Source organism: Aestuariibacter salexigens DSM 15300 (assembly GCF_000429145.1).
In the GTDB taxonomy this organism is placed as follows: domain Bacteria; phylum Pseudomonadota; class Gammaproteobacteria; order Enterobacterales; family Alteromonadaceae; genus Aestuariibacter; species Aestuariibacter salexigens.
Genome location: NZ_AUBH01000007.1, coordinates 250340 through 273766 on the forward strand (window position 1 = coordinate 250340; position 23427 = coordinate 273766).

General features: G+C 48.1%; 19 protein-coding genes and 1 tRNA gene. 17 read left to right on the forward strand and 3 right to left on the reverse strand.

Annotation, left to right across the window (positions count from 1 at the left end):
* Positions 1–111 precede the first annotated feature (111 nt).
* Together G441_RS0112830 and G441_RS0112835 are read right to left on the reverse strand one after the other, a co-directional pair.
* Positions 112–726 (reverse strand): hypothetical protein, encoded by a 615-nt coding sequence (locus G441_RS0112830; protein ID WP_026376728.1) that lies wholly within the window; start codon positions 724–726, stop codon positions 112–114.
* Positions 727–787: 61 nt separating this feature from the next.
* A complete protein-coding gene (locus G441_RS0112835; RefSeq protein WP_026376729.1) occupies positions 788–2080 on the reverse strand; it encodes an APC family permease in 1293 nt (430 codons plus the stop codon).
* Between the two features lie 301 nt (positions 2081–2381).
* On the opposite strand from G441_RS0112835, the gene G441_RS0112840 reads away from it, so the two are divergent.
* The 7 genes from G441_RS0112840 to nusG all read left to right on the forward strand — a co-directional run bounded on the left by G441_RS0112840 (position 2382) and on the right by nusG (position 7229).
* Positions 2382–2789 carry a hypothetical protein gene (locus G441_RS0112840; RefSeq protein WP_026376730.1) on the forward strand — a complete coding sequence of 136 codons (408 nt, stop codon included), beginning with the start codon at positions 2382–2384 and terminating at the stop codon, positions 2787–2789.
* Between the two features lie 72 nt (positions 2790–2861).
* Positions 2862–3275, forward strand: a complete 414-nt coding sequence (locus G441_RS0112845) for an MAPEG family protein (protein ID WP_026376731.1) — start codon at positions 2862–2864, stop codon at positions 3273–3275.
* A 16-nt stretch (positions 3276–3291) separates the two neighbouring features.
* Complete coding sequence (locus G441_RS0112850) at positions 3292–3906, forward strand: RraA family protein (protein WP_026376732.1); 615 nt, start codon at positions 3292–3294, stop codon at positions 3904–3906.
* Between the two features lie 79 nt (positions 3907–3985).
* A complete protein-coding gene (locus tag G441_RS0112855; RefSeq protein ID WP_026376733.1) occupies positions 3986–5827 on the forward strand; it encodes an ABC transporter ATP-binding protein in 1842 nt (613 codons plus the stop codon).
* 163 nt (positions 5828–5990) lie between these two features.
* Positions 5991–6067, forward strand: a tRNA-Trp gene (locus tag G441_RS0112860).
* 246 nt (positions 6068–6313) lie between these two features.
* A complete protein-coding gene (secE, locus tag G441_RS0112865; protein ID WP_026376734.1) occupies positions 6314–6691 on the forward strand; it encodes a preprotein translocase subunit SecE in 378 nt (125 codons plus the stop codon).
* A 1-nt stretch (position 6692) separates the two neighbouring features.
* Positions 6693–7229 (forward strand): transcription termination/antitermination protein NusG, encoded by a 537-nt coding sequence (gene nusG / locus G441_RS0112870; protein ID WP_026376735.1) that lies wholly within the window; start codon positions 6693–6695, stop codon positions 7227–7229.
* Between the two features lie 412 nt (positions 7230–7641).
* On the opposite strand, the gene G441_RS0112875 is transcribed toward nusG, so the two are convergent.
* Entirely contained in the window at positions 7642–7905 is a 264-nt protein-coding gene (locus tag G441_RS0112875) for a DUF2746 domain-containing protein (protein ID WP_026376736.1), read from the reverse strand.
* 340 nt (positions 7906–8245) lie between these two features.
* Between G441_RS0112875 and rplK the strand changes: the two genes are divergently transcribed.
* The 10 genes from rplK to G441_RS0112925 form a co-directional block, all read left to right on the forward strand.
* Positions 8246–8674 (forward strand): 50S ribosomal protein L11, encoded by a 429-nt coding sequence (gene rplK, locus G441_RS0112880; RefSeq protein WP_026376737.1) that lies wholly within the window; start codon positions 8246–8248, stop codon positions 8672–8674.
* Positions 8675–8677: 3 nt separating this feature from the next.
* Complete coding sequence (gene rplA, locus G441_RS0112885; protein ID WP_026376738.1) at positions 8678–9379, forward strand: 50S ribosomal protein L1; 702 nt, start codon at positions 8678–8680, stop codon at positions 9377–9379.
* A gap of 310 nt (positions 9380–9689) precedes the next feature.
* Entirely contained in the window at positions 9690–10214 is a 525-nt protein-coding gene (gene rplJ / locus G441_RS0112890; protein ID WP_026376739.1) for a 50S ribosomal protein L10, read from the forward strand.
* A 71-nt stretch (positions 10215–10285) separates the two neighbouring features.
* Positions 10286–10660 carry a 50S ribosomal protein L7/L12 gene (gene rplL / locus G441_RS0112895; RefSeq protein ID WP_026376740.1) on the forward strand — a complete coding sequence of 125 codons (375 nt, stop codon included), beginning with the start codon at positions 10286–10288 and terminating at the stop codon, positions 10658–10660.
* Positions 10661–10939: 279 nt separating this feature from the next.
* Positions 10940–14968: a DNA-directed RNA polymerase subunit beta gene (gene rpoB / locus G441_RS0112900; RefSeq protein WP_026376741.1), complete on the forward strand. Its 4029-nt coding sequence runs from the start codon at positions 10940–10942 to the stop codon at positions 14966–14968.
* Positions 14969–15054: 86 nt separating this feature from the next.
* Positions 15055–19233: a DNA-directed RNA polymerase subunit beta' gene (rpoC, locus tag G441_RS0112905; RefSeq protein WP_026376742.1), complete on the forward strand. Its 4179-nt coding sequence runs from the start codon at positions 15055–15057 to the stop codon at positions 19231–19233.
* A gap of 280 nt (positions 19234–19513) precedes the next feature.
* A complete protein-coding gene (rpsL, locus tag G441_RS0112910) occupies positions 19514–19888 on the forward strand; it encodes a 30S ribosomal protein S12 (protein WP_026376743.1) in 375 nt (124 codons plus the stop codon).
* Between the two features lie 76 nt (positions 19889–19964).
* Positions 19965–20435: a 30S ribosomal protein S7 gene (gene rpsG, locus G441_RS0112915; protein ID WP_026376744.1), complete on the forward strand. Its 471-nt coding sequence runs from the start codon at positions 19965–19967 to the stop codon at positions 20433–20435.
* Between the two features lie 65 nt (positions 20436–20500).
* A complete protein-coding gene (gene fusA / locus G441_RS0112920; protein WP_026376745.1) occupies positions 20501–22597 on the forward strand; it encodes an elongation factor G in 2097 nt (698 codons plus the stop codon).
* A gap of 63 nt (positions 22598–22660) precedes the next feature.
* Positions 22661–23427: elongation factor Tu (locus G441_RS0112925; protein WP_026376746.1), on the forward strand; the 767-nt coding region annotated here is incomplete at its 3' end.

The window sequence follows — 23427 nt, forward strand, 5'->3', positions numbered from 1 at the left end:
AAATAATGGTCATAATATAAACATTCTTGAGCTTTCACGCGGTGCAAACTTGTAACAGTGTGTGAAAAGGATAAGTTTCAAGTTTACGCCAAGAAAATTAACGTGTGGCCATCAACCATTGTTATCTTCCAGATGCTTCAGGGCGTAATCATATTCGCTAATAAGATAAGCTTCCTGCGAGGCAATTTCTCGAAACGATCTTCTCAACAGAATCAAATTGTTTTTTAGCTTTTCTTGATCCAGAAAATCATTACCAGAGAAGTGACTTAGTATAAGCTGCAATGTGTTTTTTACACCGGATTGCTGAAGGTTATACACTCTTGAGAGCACCAGCATGACTTCAAATTCTAGATTTGCATAAGATTCAGTTGATTTAAACGCGTTCCAGGCAGAATCGTCGATTAAGTCCTGCACAACCCCCTGAGGCATGACAGAAAAATAATGCACTTCGTCATCTTTGATAAAGTCTTCTTTAGGGATGTCGTCCGATTGTAAAACCTGATCGATATTTACAGCGACTTGAGAGTGATAGTCATACCACTTCCTTAGCACGGTTAAATTGGTTTGCATTTCTTGCTTAATATTAGACAGCGCTTTTTGAGTTGCTGCTTCCTGTTTTAAAGTGACCCTGTATTCATCAAGGAATAACGCGAGCATAACGCTGAATATGATTAAGCCAGATTCAAAGAGCAGACGAACAAAGGTTTCTTTTTTTAACAGCGCCATGTGTATCTGAGGGGTGGCTACTCATGTGAAATAACTCTACACCAGATTAAGACTGAATATCTCATCTATTGGTTCTTTTATATCGAAGATATATGGGAGCCCCGGCAGCTAGAATAAAAGCACCATAAATGACGGACTCTAACCCACCACCAATGATCATGCAGACTGAGAATATGAGTGCACCGAGGGCGCGAAGTAATGTGAATATATTTATGGAATGCGAATGTCGCTCTCTGACTTGCAGAACTAATTCGGCTATAGCGCATGCTGCAAAAGGAAGTATCGCGGTCAGGGTCGAAAGAATGAGAAGTTTTTCATAATAGGTCACTAAATTTGTAGTAGATCCGAGTAATAAAACCACAGAAATCAACATCACTACGATAGCCAGAGATTTCCAAGGCGCCTCGTATTTATTCTTATCCTGAAACATTTTAGGAAACAGCTTGTCGCTGGCCATACTCTGAGGCAGCAGGACAGCGGCAAGCAAAGAGCCATTCATAGAGCCAATGATAGAAATCATGATGCCTATCGTAATCACAGTCGCGCCAATCGGACCTATCAGTATTTCTGCCGCGTCAGCAAATGGGGAAGGTGAATTTGATAAAGCGTCAGTGGGTAACGCAAGCCATACCCCCATCGTCGCAAAAAAGTACACAAAACTGACCGATAGTAATCCAAAAAATAATGCTCTGTGGATGGTTTTCTTCGGGTTAATGGTTTCATTCGCTGGAATCGTTGCAACTTCAATACCCAGGAAAGCAAACATGGTGATTAAAATCACCTTTGATATCTGTTCAAAAAAGCCGACTTCTTTGTTGTAAACCAACGTTTCACTGAGTGACTGATCGCCATACAAAAAGCCTAACGCTGGGATCAAAAGCAACGGCATCAATTTAAGAATAGTGGTGAGCAATTGTAGAAAGCCAACTCCCCGTATACCTAACAGAAAAAATGATGCCAGACACCACACAAGTAATAACGAAATTAATGTTCGGAATACTCCCTCGTGATCAAACAGGGGAAACATCGCAGACACATAGCCTGAGAAAGCAAGAGAAGATGCTGCTATCGCAAGCCAAAAGGATACCCAAAGTCCCCAGCCCATGAAAAAGCCGACTGCAGGGCCGATTAATTCGTGACAATACGCATAAGGCCCACCTTCTTTTTCCACCCTTGTGGATAATGAACCGAGAGTTAGTGCAATCAGTAATGCCCCAAATGCGGTAAGAAACCAACCCAGAAGACTGATTGATCCATAAGGCGCTAGAACACTTGGTATGAGGAAGATGCCGCTACCGATCATGGTGCCGACAACCAATGCCCAAGATCTCCAAAAGCCTATTGTTTTTTTCATGTCTTATCCTTAACGCGACAACGTCTTAGATCGCTATTCAGGACAACGATATCTACGTTAAATCCAGTGTAGCTAGTAATAGACAGTTTTCGATATTTTTTATATCGGTCGTTTGTACGCAGTTCAAGACAAGTATATTTGAAAGACTTTTCCTCAGCTGTGTGGCGTTGTTGAATGAATACAGGCCTCTTTTCGGCCTGTGCTGCAGGGGCAAGAAAAGAATGAAGCAAGGCTTTTCAATGTTTGAATCTCTGTTTACACGCGCTACTTTTAAGTAACGCGCAATCGTGAGTCTGTCCCAATGCAACGAAAAATCGGATGGAAAGAGGTCAGTGTTTTACTCACTGTTTTTCTTGGCAATCATGTTGTCGCTGATGACAGTGCTGATTTCTACCCTCAATTAGCAAAGCAATTTATCGGCGCATGGCAGGTTTCCTTGTATTTTTCGCCCACAGCAAAACCGTCAACCACAACCATGATGATATCTGCGGTCAATGAGGATGGAACCTTAGATGGAAACTTCTACGGCACGCCATTTGATAGCGCTCGATATACCTTCAAAGACGAATACCTAATTTTTTCTGTTATGACGTCTGATAATAGCGGTGTTTACTCTACCTCGGGCAGGATGACAATGAATGGGAAAATAGAAGGACAAACACTGTCTGTGGGACGAGGCTTTCTGATGGCATGGTCAGCCATTAAATAACGTTTTTCCAATAATCTGCACCATAGCATCACGTCCACATCTGCAGTACAGTGGTGAAAAAAGGATAAGAAAATGAATGCAACCATATTAGCGTTAGCTGGCTATATCGGCTGGACACTCCTGTTACTCCTTGCGTTGGCAACCTACCGAAGTGTTATGGCGATTAGCGGTCAACATAAGGGACTACGATTTCAGGCCGACGGTTTTGACGTACCTGAGTTGGGCTATAGATTGACTCGCGCTCAAGCCAACTGTGTAGAGAGTTTTAGTTTTATCGGCGGTCTGATGCTAATGGCAATGGCACTTGATGTTACCGCTATTACTGACCCGCTGGCATTGTGGCTGTTAGCGGCGAGGGTCGGCCAATCCATAGTGCATATTGTTTCCATCAGTAATGCTGCGATCCAGCTCAGATTTTTGCTGTTTCTTGTGCAGTTTCTGATCTGTGCGTACTGGACAATTATGCTGATAATGCGCTTCATCTAACAGGAGTTGATGGCTCGTGGACTTTACTGACATTTCCCCTTGTGATTTAGCGGATGCACTGCCACGCAGCCAGTTCCTGCATCACAGTATTCGGCCCCTCTGGCAGGGCATTCCACGTATTGCGGGGCCTGCCTTCACTGCACGCTGTGCGCCAGGTGATCACCTGATGCTGCATGCAGCAATTTATGCCGCCGCGCCGGGCGATATTATTGTTGTTGAGGCCGACGACGAATATGCTTTAGCGGGTGGAAACGTCTGTGCCATCGCGCAGCAGCGGGGTATCGCTGGCTTTGTAGTAGATGGCTGTATCCGAGATATTGCCGAAGTCCGCGATATGCAGTTTCCAGTCTTCGGTCGTGGTGTCATACCCAAACCCGGCGCGAAGAAAGCGTTCGACCCCCTTAATCAGCCGGTCGTCTGTGGCGGCGTTCATGTGCATCCTGGCGATATCATCGTAGCGGATGAAGAGGGCATTGCCGTTGTGCCGAAGGAACAAGCGTCGCAAGCCCACAATATCGCCCAGCAACGCGCACAGAAAGATGCTTCTCTGACCTTAGCACAATGGCAAGCTCAACATCGGCAAACGGTAAATGAAAAGCTAAAAGCGATAGGTCAGGTTCCGCTCGAATAAATAATTCCGTATCGATTGAACCCGATGAGAGAAGATCGGGTATCCTGTATGTTTTCCTGTCGGCATAATCTACTGTTTCATGTTTTCCTTTTTTGAACGACTGACTAACCCTTATCCACCGGTGCAGCCGGGTCAACCACCTCAAGGCCTTGTCGCTTTCTGTCGTTATTATTCTGCGGGGATGTGGCCAACACTGATTATCGTGTCGATATTGAGTGCTCTTATCGCCATTCTGGAAGTTTCCCTGATGGGCTACCTGGGACAGTTGGTTGACTGGTTCGCAGAGCGGGATCGGGAGACGTTCATACAGGAAGAGTCAGCATCACTCATCTGGATGGGAGCAGTAGTACTGATATTACTTCCTGGCAGCGTCATGCTGCATTCGATGCTGGTTCACCAGTCTTTACTCGGCAACTACCCTATGAGTATCCGCTGGCAAGCTCATCGCTATCTGGTCAGACAAAGCATGAGTTTTTTCCAGAATGAGTTTGCCGGACGAGTTGCGACGAAAGTTATGCAAACTGCACTGTCGGTTCGCGAGACGGTGATGAAGCTGCTCGATTTGATGGTCTATATCGGCGTGTATTTTGTCAGCATGCTGGTGCTGATATTTAGCACCGACTGGCGCTTGGCAATGCCTTTGGTGGTGTGGTTTGTTGCCTATATCGTCATATTGAGAGCATTGATCCCGCGCCTCAAAAAAGTATCGCAACGTCAGGCCGATGCACGCTCGCTAATGACAGGGCGTATTGTTGACAGCTACACCAACATCATGACGGTCAAACTGTTCTCACATAGTCAGCGCGAGGAGAATTACGCGCGCGATGCGATGGACGGATTTTTACACACCGTGTATCCACAAATGCGCCTGGTGACGGTGTTAAAAGGCTGTGTCTGGCTGAGTAACTCATTGTTGGTATTCAGTATGGCGGCATTATCCATTTATCTTTGGATGGAGAGGATCGTTACGCCGGGCGACATAGCGGTCGCAGTGAGCCTGTGCCTGAGGTTGAATGGCATGTCGCAATGGGTGATGTGGGAAGTGTCGGCGCTGTTCGAAAATATTGGTACTGTCCAGGATGGCATTAACACGCTATCGCTACCGACAGAAGTAAAAGATAAAGATAATGCGACCGACCTGGTGGTCTCTGGCGGTCAGATTAGCTTTGATAACGTTAGCTTCAGTTATCCCGGCAATGCCGGCAATACTATCAAGGTTTTTGATAACTTAAATATCGATATCAAAGCAGGCGAGAAAGTGGGACTGGTTGGGCGTTCCGGCGCCGGCAAGTCGACGTTGGTGAATTTATTATTGCGTTTTTACGATATAAATGGCGGGGCCATTCGCGTAGATGGACAGGATATCAGTCAGGTCAGTCAGGAAAGTCTTCGCAAGCATATCAGTATGGTGACGCAGGACACCTCATTGCTGCATCGGTCGGTGCGCGACAATATTATTTACGGGCGCGAAGACGCCAGTCACGAAGATATGCTGCGTGCGGCACAGCAGGCTGAAGCACATGAATTTATTCAGCGACTTTCAGACCATAGTGGCCGAAACGGTTACGATGCGCATGTGGGGGAGAGAGGCGTTAAGTTATCAGGCGGGCAACGCCAACGTATCGCCATTGCCCGGGTGATGCTAAAAGACGCGCCGATCCTTATTCTGGACGAAGCGACATCGGCCCTTGATTCTGAAGTTGAGGTCGCGATCCAGCAGTGTCTTAATAAAATTATGCAAGATAAAACCGTGCTAGCTATTGCGCACAGACTATCAACGATTGCGCAAATGGACAGGTTGCTGGTGTTGGACGAGGGCAAGGTGGTAGAGCAGGGGACTCATCAGGAATTACTTGCGCAGAATGGCATCTATGCCAAGTTATGGGCACACCAAACCGGCGGTTTTCTTGGTCTTGAATGACATGCTCAAATTCAACTCTATAGCAACGGTTGTATAACCTTAAAGGATAGGTATAATACGCGTCCCTCCCTATGTGACATCCCGTTTTTCCAAGTTTCTGGCAGACGCATCACAAGGGAAGTGTAACTAAAATCCGGAGCACAAAAGGGCGACCGGTGATTGCAGGGGTGTAGTTCGAATTGGTAGAACAGCGGTCTCCAAAACCGATGGTTGGGGGTTCGAGTCCCTCCACCCCTGCCAACTGAAAATTTGAAACTGTGCAGGATGGAATGATTCCATCAGTGTGCTCGCAGAGCGAAACAGTGGAGGGTGAGAACCACCACTGGGTTTGACAAATCGTCGGGAACGATTTGTACCGCGTCGCGCCGCTTGCGGTCAGTTACAGGATGTAACTGAGGAAATCCCTCCACCCCTGCCAGAATATTTATTGGATCAGGTCATAGATGACTTGGTACAGGTAAAACCCATTTATTGCTGGAATAAAGCATGAGCGAGAAGACTGAAAATTCGTCCAACCCTTTAGACATGCTGAAGTGGTTAATAGTTATTGCATTGCTTGGTGGCGTTGTTGTTGCCAACAACATGTATGAAGAAATGTCTGTATTGTATCGGGCATTAGGCGCAGTGGTCGCCATCGTCATCGCGGGCTTTATTGCCAGCACGACAGAAAAAGGCGCTGCGTTCCTGAGCTTTTCTAAAGATGCACGAATTGAAGTTCGCAAGGTCATTTGGCCAACACGCCAGGAAGCCACGCAAACAACCCTGATAGTATTAGCCGCTACGGTGGTAGTTGCACTATTACTGTGGGGACTGGACGGTATCATTGTGCGGGTTGTTGGTTTCATCACAGGAATTGGAGTCTGATATGTCTGAGAAAAAATGGTACGTCGTTCAAGCGTTCTCCGGCTATGAGGCTCGCGTACAGAAGACTCTGTTAGAACATATCAAAATGCACGGTATGGAAGATTACTTTGGTGAAGTGCTGGTTCCCACTGAAGAAGTGGTTGAAATGCGTGCCGGGCAGAAGCGTAAAAGCGAGCGCAAGTTCTTCCCTGGCTATGTGCTGGTGGAGATGGAAATGAATGAAGACTCATGGCACCTGGTCAAAAGCGTACCGCGTGTACTGGGCTTTATTGGTGGTACATCAGACCGTCCAATGCCAATCAGCAAGAAAGAAGCTGACGCTATTCTGAATCGTCTTGAAGAGTCGGTTGATAAGCCGAAACCAAAAACACTGTTCGAGCCAGGCGAAGTGGTTCGCGTTACAGATGGTCCGTTCGCAGATTTCAACGGTGTTGTAGAAGAAGTCGATTACGAGAAGAACCGCCTGAAAGTATCGGTACTCATATTTGGCCGTTCAACACCGGTAGAACTGGAATTTTCACAGGTTGAAAAGGGGTAAAATCTTGGTTGCCCTTCGGGCAATTTCGAGTGATAGGTAATCACTCGAAAAAAGATTTTACGACCGGACGGGCACGCCTTGTGAGGAAGTCCGGGCTGGAACTAGGCCACAGGAAGTGCTGTTGTTTTATAGCAATAAAAGTCGCGTAGCGAATTTGAGTGACTTAACGTCACTCAAATAGGCAATTAGCGACGCGACAGGATGTCGCGGCTAGCAGCAAGCACCAAGAACCAAGCACCAGGGAAGGGGTGTTGATAGATACCAAAAAACTCGCTAAGGCGAGTTTTTTCACATTTGGAATATGGTTAGAGATCCCGGACATTTTCTCCGAAAATTCCGGGATGACGGTGGCGCAAAAAATTTTGGGATGACTGTTCTTTAGCTTTTACGAACATTCTTCGATGACGTTTAACTAATTCAATCGATCTTCGCTCCGACTTAACTGACCAATCTCTTCATTCAACTGATATTTTTTGTCGGTCACAATGGCCTCAAGTACTTCAAGACGACTTTTGACTGCCGCCAGTTCGTTTTTGAGGTTTTCCTTTTCGGAACTATTTAACTTGGTGTCAGCTTTGGCCATTTCTTTTTTATGCGTTGTCCAAATACCAAAGAAAACAATTGGCAATACAAATGCGAAAAGTATTACCAAGACAAAAATCATACCTGAATCCATAGTGTGCTCCTCAATCAAGGTAGATAAATCAGTATAGGTGTCGTATCAGGAATATTCAGCAATCATTAGGCCACTTTGTAAAGTTCAATAAAAACAATGATATATAGCTAAGCACGCCAAAATAACACGTTTCGAATTGGTTAAATTGACGATTACATTGGCGCGTTGACCAATAAACCAACTGAATATCTAGCCTAACGCGTTAATTACTATTCAAATTAGCCTTGCGTGCGCTTAAAAACTCGCCTATAATTCGCGGCCTTTTATTGAACCGGGGAGCCGTTTGAGCAGACATTCTCAGTGTTTGCGAGGCGTTTAACCCACATTTGAGAGACACATCATGGCTAAAAAAGTAACCGGCTTAATCAAGCTGCAGGTTGCAGCTGGTGCTGCAAACCCAAGCCCACCGGTTGGTCCAGCTTTGGGTCAACACGGCGTAAACATCATGGAATTCTGTAAAGCGTTTAACGCCAAAACAGAAAGCCTGGAGAAAGGTGCACCGGTACCTGTAGAAATCACTGTTTACGAAGATCGTTCATTCACTTTTGAAACGAAAACTCCACCTGCTTCATTCCTACTGAAGAAAGCAGCAGGCATCAAGAGTGGTTCTGGTCGTCCTAATACTGAGAAAGTGGGTAAAGTGACTCGCGCTCAGTTGGAAGAGATTGCTAAGACTAAAGAACCTGACCTGACTGCAGCCGATCTGGACGCAGCAGTTCGCACCATCGCTGGCTCTGCGCGCAGCATGGGCCTGGTAGTGGAGGACTAATACATGGCCAAGTTATCAAAGAAGATTCGCGCAATTCGCGAAAAAGTCGATGCGACTAAAGAGTACGGTTTTGAAGAAGCCGTAGCCCTCCTGAAAGAATTTGCGACTGCCAAGTTCCCTGAAAGCGTAGACGTTGCTGTTAACCTCGGCATCGATGCGCGTAAATCAGACCAGAACGTTCGTGGTGCGACAGTTCTGCCAAACGGTACAGGCAAAGATGTACGCGTTGCAGTTTTCACTCAGGGTGCGAACGCTGACGCTGCGAAAGAAGCGGGTGCTGACATCGTTGGTATGGAAGACCTGGCTGAGCAGGTTAAGAAAGGCGAAATGGACTTTGACGTGGTTGTTGCTTCCCCAGACGCGATGCGCGTTGTTGGTCAGTTAGGTCAAATCTTAGGTCCACGCGGCCTGATGCCTAACCCTAAGACTGGTACTGTAACGCCAGACGTTGCAACCGCAGTTAAAAATGCTAAAGCAGGTCAGGTTCGTTACCGCAACGACAAGAACGGCATCATTCATGCCAGCATCGGCAAGATTGCGTTCGAGCCTAAGCAGATCCAGGAAAACCTGGAAGCATTGTTGGAAGCACTGAAGAAAGCGAAGCCTTCTTCTGCTAAAGGAACCTACATCAAGAAAATCAGCCTGAGCACTACTATGGGTGCAGGCGTGGTGCTTGACCAGGGTTCTATCAGCCAACAGGCATAAGAACATACTGCGTTCAGTTTCGATTGGACGTTCTCTTTAAAGGTTTTGGGTTGGAGTCATCATCGGCGTAAGCCATAAATGCATGACTCCCGTCCTAGACCGCAGGTGCGCACCAGCAGAGGAAGTAAGAGAGCCTCTGTGCTAATGGAACGCTTAATCATCAAGCCTGCGCAGACGGTGGTTTGACTCAGACTCTCTGGGAAATCGAACACCGTAGAGCGGTGTAAGACTTCGGTTTTACATCAATCTGTGAACTCTGGCAGACAGAGGCTTAGGCCAACGGATGTCAGTTTTTTAAGAGGTGAACTCAGTGGCACTAGGTTTAGCAGCTAAAAAAGAGATCGTAGCGGAAGTTAATGACGTTGCATCTCGTGCTCTATCCGTTGCCGTCGCTGAATACCGCGGGATGGAAGTTGCAGAACTGACTGACCTGCGTGTGAAAGCTCGCGAACAAGGCGTTTACTTACGAGTAGTACGTAACACGTTGGCGAAGCGTGCACTTGCAGACAGTAAGTTTAGCGATATGGACAGCGCCCTTACAGGTCCGCTGATCTACGGCTTCTCTCTGGATGCACCTGGTGGTGCGGCGCGTCTTTTCAAAGACTACGCGAAAGGGAATGACAAGCTGAAAGTGACTGCACTTTCTATCGGTAGTGGTTTGCTGGGTCCAGAAAAACTGGATGCAGTTGCATCACTGCCTACTCGCGACGAAGCTCTGGCGAAATTGCTCGCTACCTTCAAAGCACCGGTTGGCAAGTTCGTTCGCACGATCAACGAAGTGCCTACCAAATTTGTGCGCGTATTGGCGGCGATCAAAGACGAGAAACAAGGTTAAGGCGAGCCGCCTGAATCTACTTGTCTTTGAAGATTTGAATTTTTTAACATTTAACCCGGGAGTTTAGAGAAATGGCTCTGACTAAAGAAGATATCTTGAACGCGATCGCAGAAATGCCAGTAATGGAACTGGTTGAGCTGATCGAAGCAGCTGAAGAAAAATTCGGCGTTGAAGCAACTGCTGCTGTTGCAGTAGCTGCAGGTCCTGCTGCTGCTGCTGAAGCTGCAGAAGAAAAGACTGAATTCGACGTTGTAATGACTTCATTCGGTGGCAACAAAGTTGCTGTTATCAAAGCAGTACGTGGCGCAACTGGCCTGGGCCTGAAAGAAGCGAAAGAAGTAGTTGAATCTGCTCCTAAAGCTATCAAAGAAGGCGTGAGCAAAGAAGAAGCCGAAGAACTGAAGAAGCAGCTTGAAGAAGCTGGCGCTGAAGTTGAAATCAAGTAATTGCCAATAGGCAATTGCTCGCCTGAAAAGGCATAGGCTGGTGATTATTTGATCACCAGCCTTTTTGCGCTGTAGGATAGGCACTTTACACCCTGAAGTTTCTATCCGCTTTATCAGCGCAATTAAAACTAAAAATGGCATAAAACCAAACGCTTAGCTAATCAAGCCGGAAGTTTTGGTGTATGCTGTCGGATTATCCGGCAAAAGGGTGCTGGAAGTTTGTTGTTTGTCGGCCGGCAGACAGCAAGTTGGGTCAAAAATCAGCAGGCTGAGGAACCCATGGTTTACTCCTATAGCGAAAAGAAACGTATCCGTAAGGATTTTGGCAAACGCCCACAGGTACTGGAAATTCCATACCTTCTTTCAATTCAGCTAGATTCTTTCAAAAAGTTCATTGACATCGATCCCGATGGTCAATACGGCTTGGAAGCAGCATTTCGTTCCGTATTTCCAATAAAAAGTTACTCAGGTAACTCAGAATTACAATACGTGAGTTATCGTCTAGGTGAACCCGTTTTTGACGTTAAAGAATGTCAAATCCGTGGTGTCACTTTCTCCGCACCTCTGCGCGTTAAGCTGCGTCTGGTATTGTTTGATAAAGAAGCCGCCCCAGGTACTGTAAAAGATATTAAAGAACAAGAAGTGTACATGGGTGAAATTCCGTTAATGACGGAAAACGGTACCTTCGTTATCAATGGTACTGAGCGTGTAATCGTTTCTCAGCTACACCGTTCACCTGGTGTATTCTTTGATCACGACAAAGGTAAGACTCACTCGTCAGGAAAAGTGCTCTATAACGCACGGGTAATCCCTTACCGTGGTTCGTGGTTAGATTTTGAATTTGACCCGAAAGACAACCTGTTTGTCCGCATCGACCGTCGTCGCAAACTGCCTGCATCAATCATTCTGCGCGCGTTGGATATGGCGACAGAAGAGATTCTGGATACCTTCTTTGAAAAGAACATGGTGCGTGTCGATGGCGAAAAGCTGATGATGGACGTTGTGCCTGATCGCTTACGCGGTGAGACAGCTCAATTCGACATCATCGATGGCGAAGGCAACGTACTGGTTGAAACCGGACGTCGTATCTCAGCGCGACACACTCGTGCGCTGGAAAAAGCCGGCATTACAGAGCTGGAAGTACCGGCTGAATATCTGGCCGGTAAAGTATACGCCCGTGGTTATATTAACGAAGAGACTGGCGAAGTCCTGGTTCACGCCAACGATGAACTGACGCTGGAAAATCTTCAGGCACTGGTCGATGCAGGGATCACTGAATTTGAGACGTTGTACATCAATGAACTTGATCACGGCTCTTACATTTCAGATACCTTGCGTATTGATGGTACATCAAACCGTCTAGAAGCGTTGGTTGAAATATACCGCATGATGCGTCCTGGTGAACCACCAACAAAAGATGCCGCTGAAACGCTGTTCGATAACCTGTTCTTCTCTGAAGACCGTTATGATCTGTCTTCTGTTGGCCGCATGAAGTTCAATCGCCGCTTAGGCCGTGATGAACTCACCGGCTCAGGTACGCTTGAAAAAGAAGATATTATTGCGGTAATGCAACAGTTGATTGCTATCCGTGACGGTAAAGATGATGTCGATGATATCGATCACCTCGGCAACCGTCGTATTCGTAGCGTCGGTGAAATGGCAGAGAACCAGTTCCGCGTCGGACTTGTACGCGTTGAGCGTGCCGTAAAAGAGCGCCTGAGTCTGGGCGATTTAGATGCGGTAATGCCACAGGATCTGATCAACGCGAAGCCTATTTCTGCAGCGGTTAAAGAGTTCTTTGGCTCAAGCCAGCTGTCTCAGTTTATGGACCAGAACAACCCGCTGTCAGAAGTTACGCACAAGCGTCGTATTTCTGCGTTGGGGCCAGGTGGTTTGACACGTGAACGTGCAGGCTTTGAAGTCCGTGACGTACACCCCACCCACTACGGTCGTGTTTGTCCAATTGAAACACCAGAAGGCCCGAACATCGGTCTGATCAACTCACTTGCGAGTTTTGCACGTACCAACGACTTCGGATTCCTGGAAACACCATACCGTAAAGTTGAAAATGGCGTCGTCACTGACGAGATCGATTATCTGTCAGCCATTGAGGAAGGTCAGTACGCGATTGCGCAGGCAAACGTTGAACTGGACGAGAATGGCAAGCTGACTGAAGACCTGATCCCATGTCGCTATCGTGGTGAGACAACGCTGATGTCTGTCGAAGACATTAAGTATATGGACGTCTCTCCACAGCAGATCGTATCGATTGCGGCCAGCATTATCCCATTCCTTGAGCACGACGATGCGAACCGTGCACTGATGGGGTCAAACATGCAACGTCAGGCCGTTCCGACACTGCGTGCTGATAAGCCGCTGGTAGGTACCGGCATGGAGAAAACCGTAGCGGTTGACTCTGGTGTGACCGTGGTTGCCAAGCGTGGTGGTGTCATCGATTACGTTGATGCATCTCGCATCGTAGTGAAGGTGAATGAAGAAGAAATGTTTGCTGGTGAAGCAGGCATTGATATTTACAACCTGACTAAGTACACGCGTTCAAACCAGAACACCTGTATCAACCAAAAGCCTACCTGTAACGTTGGTGACCCTATCGTCGCAGGTGATGTGTTGGCAGACGGTCCGTCAACCGACCTTGGTGAACTGGCTCTTGGTCAGAACATGCGTATCGCATTCATGCCTTGGAACGGTTACAACTTCGAAGACTCGATTCTTATTTCTGAGCGGGTTGTACAGGAAGACCGTTTCACTACCATCCATATCCAGGAGCTAAGCTGTATCGCTCGTGATACCAAGCTTGGGCCAGAAGAAATCAGTGCTGACATTCCTAATGTGGGTGAATCTGCGCTGTCTAAGTTGGATGAGTCAGGCGTCGTCTACATCGGTGCTGAAGTGAAAGGCGGTGACATCCTGGTCGGTAAAGTGACGCCTAAAGGCGAAACTCAACTGACACCGGAAGAAAAACTCCTGCGTGCAATTTTCGGTGAAAAAGCATCTGACGTGAAAGATACGTCACTGCGTGTACCAAACAGCGTACACGGCACCGTTATTGACGTTCAGATTTTCACCCGTGACGGCGTTGAAAAAGACAAGCGCGCACTGGAAATCGAAGATATGCAGCTGCGTCAGGTCAAGAAGGATCTCGGTGACGAGTTCAATATTCTCGCCGACGGCATCTTTGCTCGCGCCCGCAATCTGTTGATTAAGGCCGGTACTGATGAAGCCAAGCTTGACGGCATGCCACGTGAAAAGTGGTTTGACATTACGCTGAAAGATGAAGACGCGCAGTCTGACTTGGATCAGATCGCCGATCAGTACACTGAAATCAAAGAAGACTTTGACAAGAAGTTTGAAGGCAAACGCCGCAAGATCACGCAAGGCGATGATCTGGCACCAGGCGTGCTGAAGATTGTTAAAGTGTACCTTGCTGTTAAACGTCACATTCAGCCTGGTGACAAAATGGCCGGTCGTCACGGTAACAAAGGTGTTATTTCAACCATTCAGCCGGTTGAAGATATGCCTCATGATGAAAACGGTGTACCCGTTGATATCGTGCTCAACCCGCTGGGTGTTCCATCACGTATGAACATCGGTCAGGTACTTGAAACTCACCTGGGTATGGCTGCTCACGGACTGGGCGTGAAGATTGACCGCATGATCAAAGAAGCTCAGGAAGTGGCCAAACTTCGAGAGTTCCTGAAAGACGTTTACTCACTCGGCTCATCACATCAGTCGGTTGATTTGGATAACTTCTCTGATGATGAAGTGAAACGCCTGGCAGAGAACCTGCGTAAAGGTGTACCTGTTGCTACGCCAGTATTTGACGGTGCGACAGAAGCTGAAATCAAAGAAATGCTGAAACTTGCCGATTTGCCGGAGAGTGGTCAGATTACATTGTTTGATGGTCGTACAGGGAACGCATTCGAGCGTCCGGTTACCGTTGGCTATATGTACATGCTGAAACTTAACCACTTGGTTGACGACAAGATGCACGCGCGTTCAACTGGCTCATATAGCCTGGTTACGCAGCAGCCACTGGGTGGTAAAGCTCAGTTCGGTGGCCAGCGCTTCGGTGAGATGGAAGTGTGGGCACTTGAAGCATACGGTGCTGCTTATACGCTGCAGGAAATGTTGACCGTTAAGTCGGACGATGTGAACGGTCGTACCAAGATGTATAAGAACATCGTGGACGGCGACCACCGCATGGAACCTGGCATGCCGGAATCGTTCAACGTACTGTTGAAAGAAATCCGTTCACTGGGTATCAACATTGAGCTGGAACAGCAGTAACGCGTTGCTTACGGCTGCCGTAGCAAAAAGACAGGAACGCTGCGCCGTTGGCGCAGCGAAAATCAAGACTCCGCTGGGAGAAAAATGTGAAAGACTTACTCAAGTTTCTTAAGCAACAGAACAAGACAGAAGAATTCGATAATATTCGAATCGGACTGGCTTCTCCGGACATGATCCGTTCCTGGTCATTTGGTGAAGTGAAGAAACCAGAGACCATCAACTACCGTACGTTCAAGCCTGAACGGGATGGTCTGTTCTGTGCACGCATCTTCGGTCCTGTAAAGGACTATGAGTGTTTGTGTGGTAAATACAAGCGCCTCAAGCATCGTGGTGTAATTTGTGAAAAGTGTGGTGTTGAAGTCACACTGACCAAAGTGCGTCGTGAACGTATGGGTCACATCGAGCTGGCTAGCCCGGTTGCACACATCTGGTTCCTCAAGTCATTACCAAGCCGCATCGGTCTGATGCTGGATATGACGCTGCGTGATATCGAGCGTGTGTTGTATTTTGAAAGCTATGTAGTGACCGAACCGGGTATGACGACGCTTGAGCGTAGCCAGCTTCTGACCGAAGAAGAATATCTGGACGCACTTGAAGAGCATGGCGACGAATTTGAAGCCAAAATGGGTGCAGAAGCGGTATTTGAGCTGTTGAAAGTGCTCGACGTTGATGGCGATGTAGCCGCAATGCGCGAAGAGCTACCTTCGATTAACTCAGAAACCAAGCGTAAGAAAATCACCAAGCGCCTTAAACTGCTTGAATCATTCCAACAGTCTGGCAACAAGCCAGAGTGGATGATCATGACAGTGTTGCCGGTTTTGCCGCCAGACCTGCGCCCATTGGTACCGCTTGACGGTGGCCGCTTTGCCACATCAGATCTGAACGATTTGTATCGTCGTGTTATCAACCGAAATAACCGTTTGAAGCGCCTGTTGGATCTTGCTGCACCTGATATCATCGTACGTAACGAAAAGCGTATGTTGCAGGAAGCAGTTGATGCACTGCTCGATAACGGCCGCCGCGGTCGTGCCATTACCGGTTCGAACAAGCGTCCGTTGAAGTCTCTTGCCGACATGATCAAAGGTAAGCAAGGTCGCTTCCGTCAGAACCTGCTTGGTAAGCGAGTAGACTATTCTGGCCGTTCAGTTATTACCGTTGGCCCGACACTGCGTTTACACCAGTGTGGTCTGCCTAAGAAAATGGCATTGGAGCTGTTCAAGCCATTCATTTACGGCAAACTGGAAGCTCGTGGTCTAGCGACTACGATCAAGGCAGCGAAGAAGCTTGTTGAACGCGAAGCACCTGAGGTATGGGACGTTCTTGATGACGTTATCCGTGAACACCCGGTTCTGCTCAACCGTGCGCCTACGCTGCACCGTCTGGGTATCCAGGCGTTTGAACCTACGCTAATCGAAGGTAAAGCTATTCAGCTGCACCCATTGGTGTGTGCTGCTTACAACGCCGACTTCGACGGTGACCAGATGGCGGTTCACGTACCGCTGACTATTGAAGCGCAGTTGGAATCACGTGCGCTGATGATGTCAACCAATAACATCCTGGCACCTGCTAACGGTGAACCAATCATCGTACCTTCACAGGACGTTGTATTGGGCCTGTATTATATGACTCGCGATAAGGTCAATGGCATAGGCGAAGGCATGGTATTTACCAGCCCGCACGAAGCTGAAAAAGCCTACCGTACAGGTAACGCTGAGCTGCATTCACGTGTGAAAGTCCGCATCACTGAGTTTGACGTTGACGAAGACGGCAACAAAACTGAAAAAGTATCATTGATGGAAACGACCGTTGGTCGTGCGATTCTGTCTTTGATCCTGCCCAAAGGTCTGCCATTCGAGCTGCTTAACCAGCCAATGAAGAAAAAGCAGATCTCTCAGCTGCTGAACGCCTGTTATCGTAAGCTGGGTCTGAAAGATACGGTTATTGCTGCCGACCAAATCATGTATACCGGTTTCCACTATGCGATGATTGCAGGTGCATCTATCGGTATTGATGACATGGTCATCCCAGACGAGAAGACTGAAATTATTGACGGTGCTGAAGCTGAAGTGAAAGACATTCAGGAGCAGTTCCAGTCCGGTCTTGTTACGGCTGGTGAGCGTTATAACAAAGTTATCGATATCTGGTCTGCTGCCAACGAGCGTGTTGCCAAAGCGATGATGGCTAACCTGTCAAAAGAGCAGGTGACGAATCGCGATGGTGAAATTGAAGAGCAGGACTCGTTCAACTCTGTGTTTATGATGGCTGACTCTGGTGCTCGTGGTAGTGCCGCACAGATTCGACAGCTGGCTGGTATGCGTGGTCTGATGGCCAAGCCAGACGGCTCCATCATCGAAACACCCATTACTGCAAACTTCCGTGAAGGTCTGAACGTTTTGCAGTACTTCATCTCAACGCACGGTGCACGTAAAGGTTTGGCCGATACTGCCTTGAAGACGGCAAACTCAGGTTACCTGACTCGTCGTCTGGTTGACGTTGCACAGGATTTGGTTATCACCAATGAAGACTGTGGCACATATGAAGGCGTGAAGATGACACCGCTGATTGAAGGTGGTGACGTTGTTGAACCGCTGCGCGAGCGCGTATTGGGCCGCGTTGTGGCTGAAGACATTCTTAAACCGGGCACGGATGAAGTGCTGGTTGAACGTAATGTGATGCTTGATGAGCAGTTGGTAGACATGTTGGAAGCCAACTCAGTTGACCAGGTTATGGTGCGCTCAGTTATCACCTGTGACAACGACTTCGGCGTGTGTTCGAAGTGTTACGGTCGTGATTTGGCGCGCGGACACATGGTTAACAACGGTGAAGCCGTGGGTGTTATTGCAGCACAGTCAATCGGTGAACCTGGTACACAGCTGACCATGCGTACATTCCACATCGGTGGTGCGGCATCTCGAGCGTCTGCAGAAAACAGTGTACAGGTGAAAACCTCTGGTACGCTGAAAATGCACAATGCCAAGTATGTGCGTAACACCGAAGACAAGATTGTTATCGTGTCTCGCTCAACTGAGCTGACCATGATTGATGACCAGGGCCGTGAGAAAGAGCGCTATAAAGTGCCTTATGGTGCGGTGCTGACAATTGATGATGGTGCACATGTAAACGCTGGCGACATCGTTGCTAACTGGGATCCGCATAGTCACCCAATTATCGTGGAACGCGCTGCGAAGATTAGCTTCGCTGACGTTGACGACAGCAACACTGAGATGCAGCAGGACGAGCTGACTGGTCTTACCCGTATCGTGGTTAAAGACCTGTCTAAGGCCAATGCCAAAGAGCCTAAGCTGATTCTTGAAAGTGATGAGGTTGGTTTACAGGAAATCCGCCTGCCAAGCTTTACCACTATTGAAGCGTCAGAAGGCAAGGTTGCACAGCCTGGTGACGTACTGGCTCGTATTCCTCAGGAAAGCTCGAAGACACGTGACATCACCGGTGGTCTGCCGCGGGTTGCTGACCTGTTTGAAGCGCGTAAGCCGAAAGAGCCAGCCATTCTTGCTGAAATCTCTGGTTCGATTGGCTTCGGCAAAGAGACCAAAGGTAAGAAGCGTTTGGTGATCACTCCTAAAGATGGTGACCCGTATGAAGAGATGATTCCTAAGTGGCGTCAGCTCAATGTGTTCGAAGGGGAATCCGTTGAGAAAGGTGAAGTCATTGCTGACGGTCCTGAGTCTCCACACGATATTTTGCGTCTGCGCGGTATCAGTGCAGTAGCCAACTACATCGTCAACGAAGTACAGGAAGTTTACCGTCTGCAGGGTGTTAAGATTAACGACAAGCACATTGAAGTCGTTATTCGCCAGATGCTACGTAAGTGTCTGATCACTCACCCAGGTGATAGCCAGTTCCTGGAAGGCGAGCAGGTTGAAGTGTCAAACGTCAAGATCGCCAACCGCGAACTTGAGCGTCAGGGCAAGATCCCGGCACAATATGAGATTCAGCTGTTGGGTATCACAAAGGCGTCACTGTCTACGGAGTCGTTCATTTCTGCGGCCTCGTTCCAGGAAACGACGCGCGTACTGACCGAAGCAGCGGTTCAGGGCAAAGAAGACGATTTGCGTGGTCTGAAAGAAAACGTCATTGTCGGTCGTCTGATCCCAGCCGGTACCGGTTTTGCTTATCACCAGAAGCGTGCTGCGTCACGTATGGTTGAAGAGCAGGATCCGTCAGTATCTGCTGCTGAGGCAGAACAGGCTCTGACCGAAGCACTGAATGCTGAAGTGTCAGAAAGCCCGGACGCACAGGAATAATATTAGGCTTACTGATGTATGCCGTATAGGCACTATGCGGCAAACATCACCCTGATATCTCACACCCCGCACCAAGAAACTGTCCATATAAACGGCAGTTTCCTTGACAGTGCGGGGTTTGGTCATTAAGATCCCGCGACCCGAAATTTGGGAACCTGTATAGATAACGGTTTCGGGGCGTAAAACGTTCCTCATGGTAGGAACCGAAGCGAGTCACTCGCATTAAGTAGAACACCCGGTTGTTTCCGGGTTTTTGTAGTTTTTAATCAGGAGCTAGTTAATGGCAACAGTTAACCAGTTGGTGCGTAAGCCCCGTAGAAAGCCTGCTGCGAAAAGCAACGTAGCGGCTCTACAAGCTTGCCCACAGCGTCGTGGCGTATGTACTCGCGTATATACCACCACGCCTAAGAAGCCGAACTCTGCATTACGTAAAGTATGTCGTGTTCGTCTGACTAACGGATACGAAGTATCGTCATACATCGGTGGTGAAGGTCACAACCTGCAAGAACACAGTGTTGTTCTGATTCGTGGTGGCCGTGTTAAAGACCTGCCAGGTGTTCGTTATCACACTGTCCGCGGTACCTTGGACTGCGCAGGTGTAAACGATCGTAAACAAGCCCGTTCTAAGTACGGCGCGAAAAGGCCCAAGTCTTAACGGTTCTCCGTTAGTAAGGCCAAACTGAATTAATTTAGAGTTTTGGGTTACCCCTGAATTCCACGGAGAATATAAGATGCCTAGAAGAAGAGTCGTAGGTCAACGTAAAATCCTACCGGATCCTAAGTTCGGATCACAATTACTCGCCAAATTCATGAACGTCGTAATGCTCGACGGCAAGAAATCTGTCGCTGAAAAAATCGTTTACGGTGCGCTTGATATTGTTGCTGAAAAAACTGGCAAAGAGCACCTGGATGTATTTGAAGATGCACTGGACAACATCCGTCCTACCGTAGAGGTTAAGTCTCGTCGTGTAGGTGGTTCAACCTATCAGGTTCCGGTTGAAGTTCGTCCTGTTCGTCGCAATGCACTGGGTATGCGCTGGCTGGTAGAAGCGGCCCGTAAGCGTGGTGAAAAATCAATGGCACAGCGTCTTGCAGCAGAAATGCTGGATGCGGCTGACAACAAAGGTTCTGCGGTTAAGAAGCGTGAAGACGTGCACCGTATGGCTGAAGCAAACAAAGCGTTTGCACATTACCGCTGGTAATTTGATTCCAATCTGCCGGTTGTTCCAGCCGGTAGAACCAACTGGTTGTTGTTAAAGAGGATTGTATGGCTCGTAAAACACCGATTGAACGTTATCGTAATATCGGCATCGTTGCCCACGTAGACGCGGGCAAAACGACTACCACCGAACGTGTTCTGTTCTATACCGGGATCTCTCATAAAATGGGTGAGGTTCATGACGGCGCTGCCACCATGGACTGGATGGAGCAGGAACAGGAACGTGGTATTACGATCACCTCAGCGGCAACAACCTGTTTTTGGGCGGGTATGGAACAGCAGTTCGATCAACACCGCATCAACATTATTGACACTCCCGGACACGTTGACTTCACTATTGAAGTAGAGCGTTCACTGCGTGTGCTTGATGGTGCGGTCGTTGTATTCTGTGGCTCATCTGGTGTTGAACCACAGTCTGAAACGGTCTGGAGACAGGCCAATAAATATCAGGTACCACGCATGGTATTCGTCAATAAGATGGATCGTGCGGGGGCCGACTTTGAGCGCGTCGTAGGACAGATTAGAAAGCGCCTGGGCGCCAACTGTGTACCGATTCAATTGAATATCGGTAGTGAAGACACCTTCAAAGGTGTTATTGATCTTATCAAAATGAAAGCGATCAACTGGAATGAAGAAGATAAAGGATTGACCTTTACTTACGATCCGATTCCGGAAGATATGCTAGAGCACGCAGAAGAAATGCGTGTCAACATGGTCGAGGCCGCGGCCGAAGCGTCTGAAGAGTTGATGGATAAGTATCTCGAAGAAGGTGACCTATCCGAGCAGGAAATCAAACAAGGCCTGCGTATCAGAACGCTTAATAACGAAATCGTATTGGCCACTTGTGGTTCAGCATTTAAGAATAAAGGCGTTCAGGCAGTATTGGATGCCGTTATCGAATTCTTACCAGCGCCAGTTGATATACCGCCGATCAGAGGCGTATTAGAGAACGAAAAGGAAGCAGATCGCCACGCTGACGACAACGAACCATTCTCAGCGCTTGCATTTAAAATTGCCACAGACCCCTTTGTGGGCACGCTGACGTTTTTCCGCTGTTATTCGGGCGTGGTAAACACTGGAGATACTGTTTATAACCCGGTCAAAGGCAAACGCGAGCGATTTGGACGTATCGTGCAAATGCATGCGAAAGACAGAGAAGAACTGAAAGAAGTTCGTGCCGGCGACATTGCTGCGGCTATCGGTCTGAAAGACGTCACAACTGGCGATACGCTATGCGATCCAAATAACATCATCACGCTTGAGAGAATGGAGTTTCCTGAGCCTGTTATCTCAATTGCGGTTGAGCCGAAATCAAAAGCAGATCAGGAAAAGATGGGTATTGCTCTGGGCAAGCTGGCTGCAGAAGACCCGTCATTCCGCGTACATACGGATGAAGAGTCCGGACAGACGATCATTTCTGGTATGGGTGAATTGCACCTGGACATCATTGTCGACCGCATGAAGCGTGAATTTAGCGTTGAATGTAATGTTGGTAAGCCACAGGTAGCTTACCGAGAAACAATCCGCAAATCAGTTGAAGTGGAAGGGAAGTTTGTTCGCCAATCTGGTGGTCGTGGACAGTATGGCCACGTGTGGCTGAAAATCGAGCCTCAGGAAGAAGGCGCAGGCTACGAATTTGTTAATCAAATCGTCGGAGGGGTGGTACCCAAAGAGTATATCCCTGCGGTTGATAAAGGCATTCAGGAGCAGATGATAAACGGTGTGCTCGCTGGATATCCGGTTTTAGATGTCAAAGTCACGTTATTCGATGGTTCATTCCACGATGTTGACTCTTCTGAAATGGCATTTAAGATCGCCGGTTCGATGGGCTTCAAGAAAGGGGCAGCTGAGGCTAACCCTGTGCTTTTGGAGCCAACCATGAAAGTTGAAGTAACCACTCCTGAAGAGTGGATGGGTGATGTAGTAGGCGACCTAAATCGTCGTCGAGGCATGATCGAAGGAATGGAAGATGGCGTAGGCGGCGTTAAAATCGTACGAGCCAAGGTGCCACTTTCTGAAATGTTTGGGTATGCCACTGATTTGCGTTCTGCAACGCAGGGACGTGCATCGTACTCAATGGAGTTCTTCAATTACGCCGAAGCGCCTAACAATGTTGCGCAGGCGATTATTGACGCTCGTATGTAATCTTAATGAAGGTTCGGTCCGGTCCACTGGCGGGTCGGACTTTTAACTTAGGAAAATCGTAAAATGGCAAAAGAAAAGTTTGAACGTACGAAACCGCACGTTAACGTCGGTACAATCGGCCACGTTGACCACGGTAAAACCACACTGACTGCAGCGATCACTACTGTACTGGCAAAGACTTACGGTGGTAGCGCACAGGCATTCGACCAGATCGATAACGCTCCAGAAGAAAAAGAGCGTGGTATCACGATCGCGACTTCACACGTGGAATATGACACGCCTACTCGCCACTATGCGCACGTAGACTGTCCTGGACACGCTGACTACGTTAAAAACATGATCACAGGTGCTGCTCAGATGGACGGCGCGATCCTGGTAGTAGCAGCGACTGACGGCCCAATGCCTCAGACACGTGAGCACATCCTGCTGGGTCGCCAGGTAGGCGTACCTTACATCATCGTATTCATGAACAAGTGTGACATGGTAGATGATGAAGAGCTGCTTGAGCTGGTAGAAATGGAAGTACGTGAACTGCTTTCAGAATATGAATTCCCAGGTGACGACCTGCCAGTCATTCAGGGCTCAGCTCTGAAAGCACTGGAAGGTGACGCAGAATGGGAAAAGAAAATCATCGAGCTGGGTGAAGCACTGGATTCATACATTCCAGAGCCAGAGCGTGCAATCGACAAGCCGTTCATTCTGCCAATCGAAGATGTATTCTCAATCTCAGGCCGTGGTACGGTAGTAACTGGTCGTGTAGAGCAGGGTATCGTCAAGGTAGGTGAAGAAGTAGAAATCGTTGGTATCAAAGAGACCACGAAGACCACTTG

What these genes read in the sequence shown, in the direction of transcription:
- G441_RS0112830 (WP_026376728.1), bottom strand. Translation starts at nt 726, where the DNA reads ATGGCGCTGTTAAAAAAAGAAACCTTTGTTCGTCTGCTCTTTGAATCT.
- G441_RS0112835 (WP_026376729.1), bottom strand. Translation starts at nt 2,080, where the DNA reads ATGAAAAAAACAATAGGCTTTTGGAGATCTTGGGCATTGGTTGTCGGC.
- G441_RS0112840 (WP_026376730.1), top strand. Translation starts at nt 2,382, where the DNA reads ATGCAACGAAAAATCGGATGGAAAGAGGTCAGTGTTTTACTCACTGTT.
- G441_RS0112845 (WP_026376731.1), top strand. Translation starts at nt 2,862, where the DNA reads ATGAATGCAACCATATTAGCGTTAGCTGGCTATATCGGCTGGACACTC.
- G441_RS0112855 (WP_026376733.1), top strand. Translation starts at nt 3,986, where the DNA reads ATGTTTTCCTTTTTTGAACGACTGACTAACCCTTATCCACCGGTGCAG.
- secE (WP_026376734.1), top strand. Translation starts at nt 6,314, where the DNA reads ATGAGCGAGAAGACTGAAAATTCGTCCAACCCTTTAGACATGCTGAAG.
- nusG (WP_026376735.1), top strand. Translation starts at nt 6,693, where the DNA reads ATGTCTGAGAAAAAATGGTACGTCGTTCAAGCGTTCTCCGGCTATGAG.
- G441_RS0112875 (WP_026376736.1), bottom strand. Translation starts at nt 7,905, where the DNA reads ATGGATTCAGGTATGATTTTTGTCTTGGTAATACTTTTCGCATTTGTA.
- rplK (WP_026376737.1), top strand. Translation starts at nt 8,246, where the DNA reads ATGGCTAAAAAAGTAACCGGCTTAATCAAGCTGCAGGTTGCAGCTGGT.
- rplA (WP_026376738.1), top strand. Translation starts at nt 8,678, where the DNA reads ATGGCCAAGTTATCAAAGAAGATTCGCGCAATTCGCGAAAAAGTCGAT.
- rplL (WP_026376740.1), top strand. Translation starts at nt 10,286, where the DNA reads ATGGCTCTGACTAAAGAAGATATCTTGAACGCGATCGCAGAAATGCCA.
- rpoB (WP_026376741.1), top strand. Translation starts at nt 10,940, where the DNA reads ATGGTTTACTCCTATAGCGAAAAGAAACGTATCCGTAAGGATTTTGGC.
- rpsL (WP_026376743.1), top strand. Translation starts at nt 19,514, where the DNA reads ATGGCAACAGTTAACCAGTTGGTGCGTAAGCCCCGTAGAAAGCCTGCT.
- rpsG (WP_026376744.1), top strand. Translation starts at nt 19,965, where the DNA reads ATGCCTAGAAGAAGAGTCGTAGGTCAACGTAAAATCCTACCGGATCCT.
- fusA (WP_026376745.1), top strand. Translation starts at nt 20,501, where the DNA reads ATGGCTCGTAAAACACCGATTGAACGTTATCGTAATATCGGCATCGTT.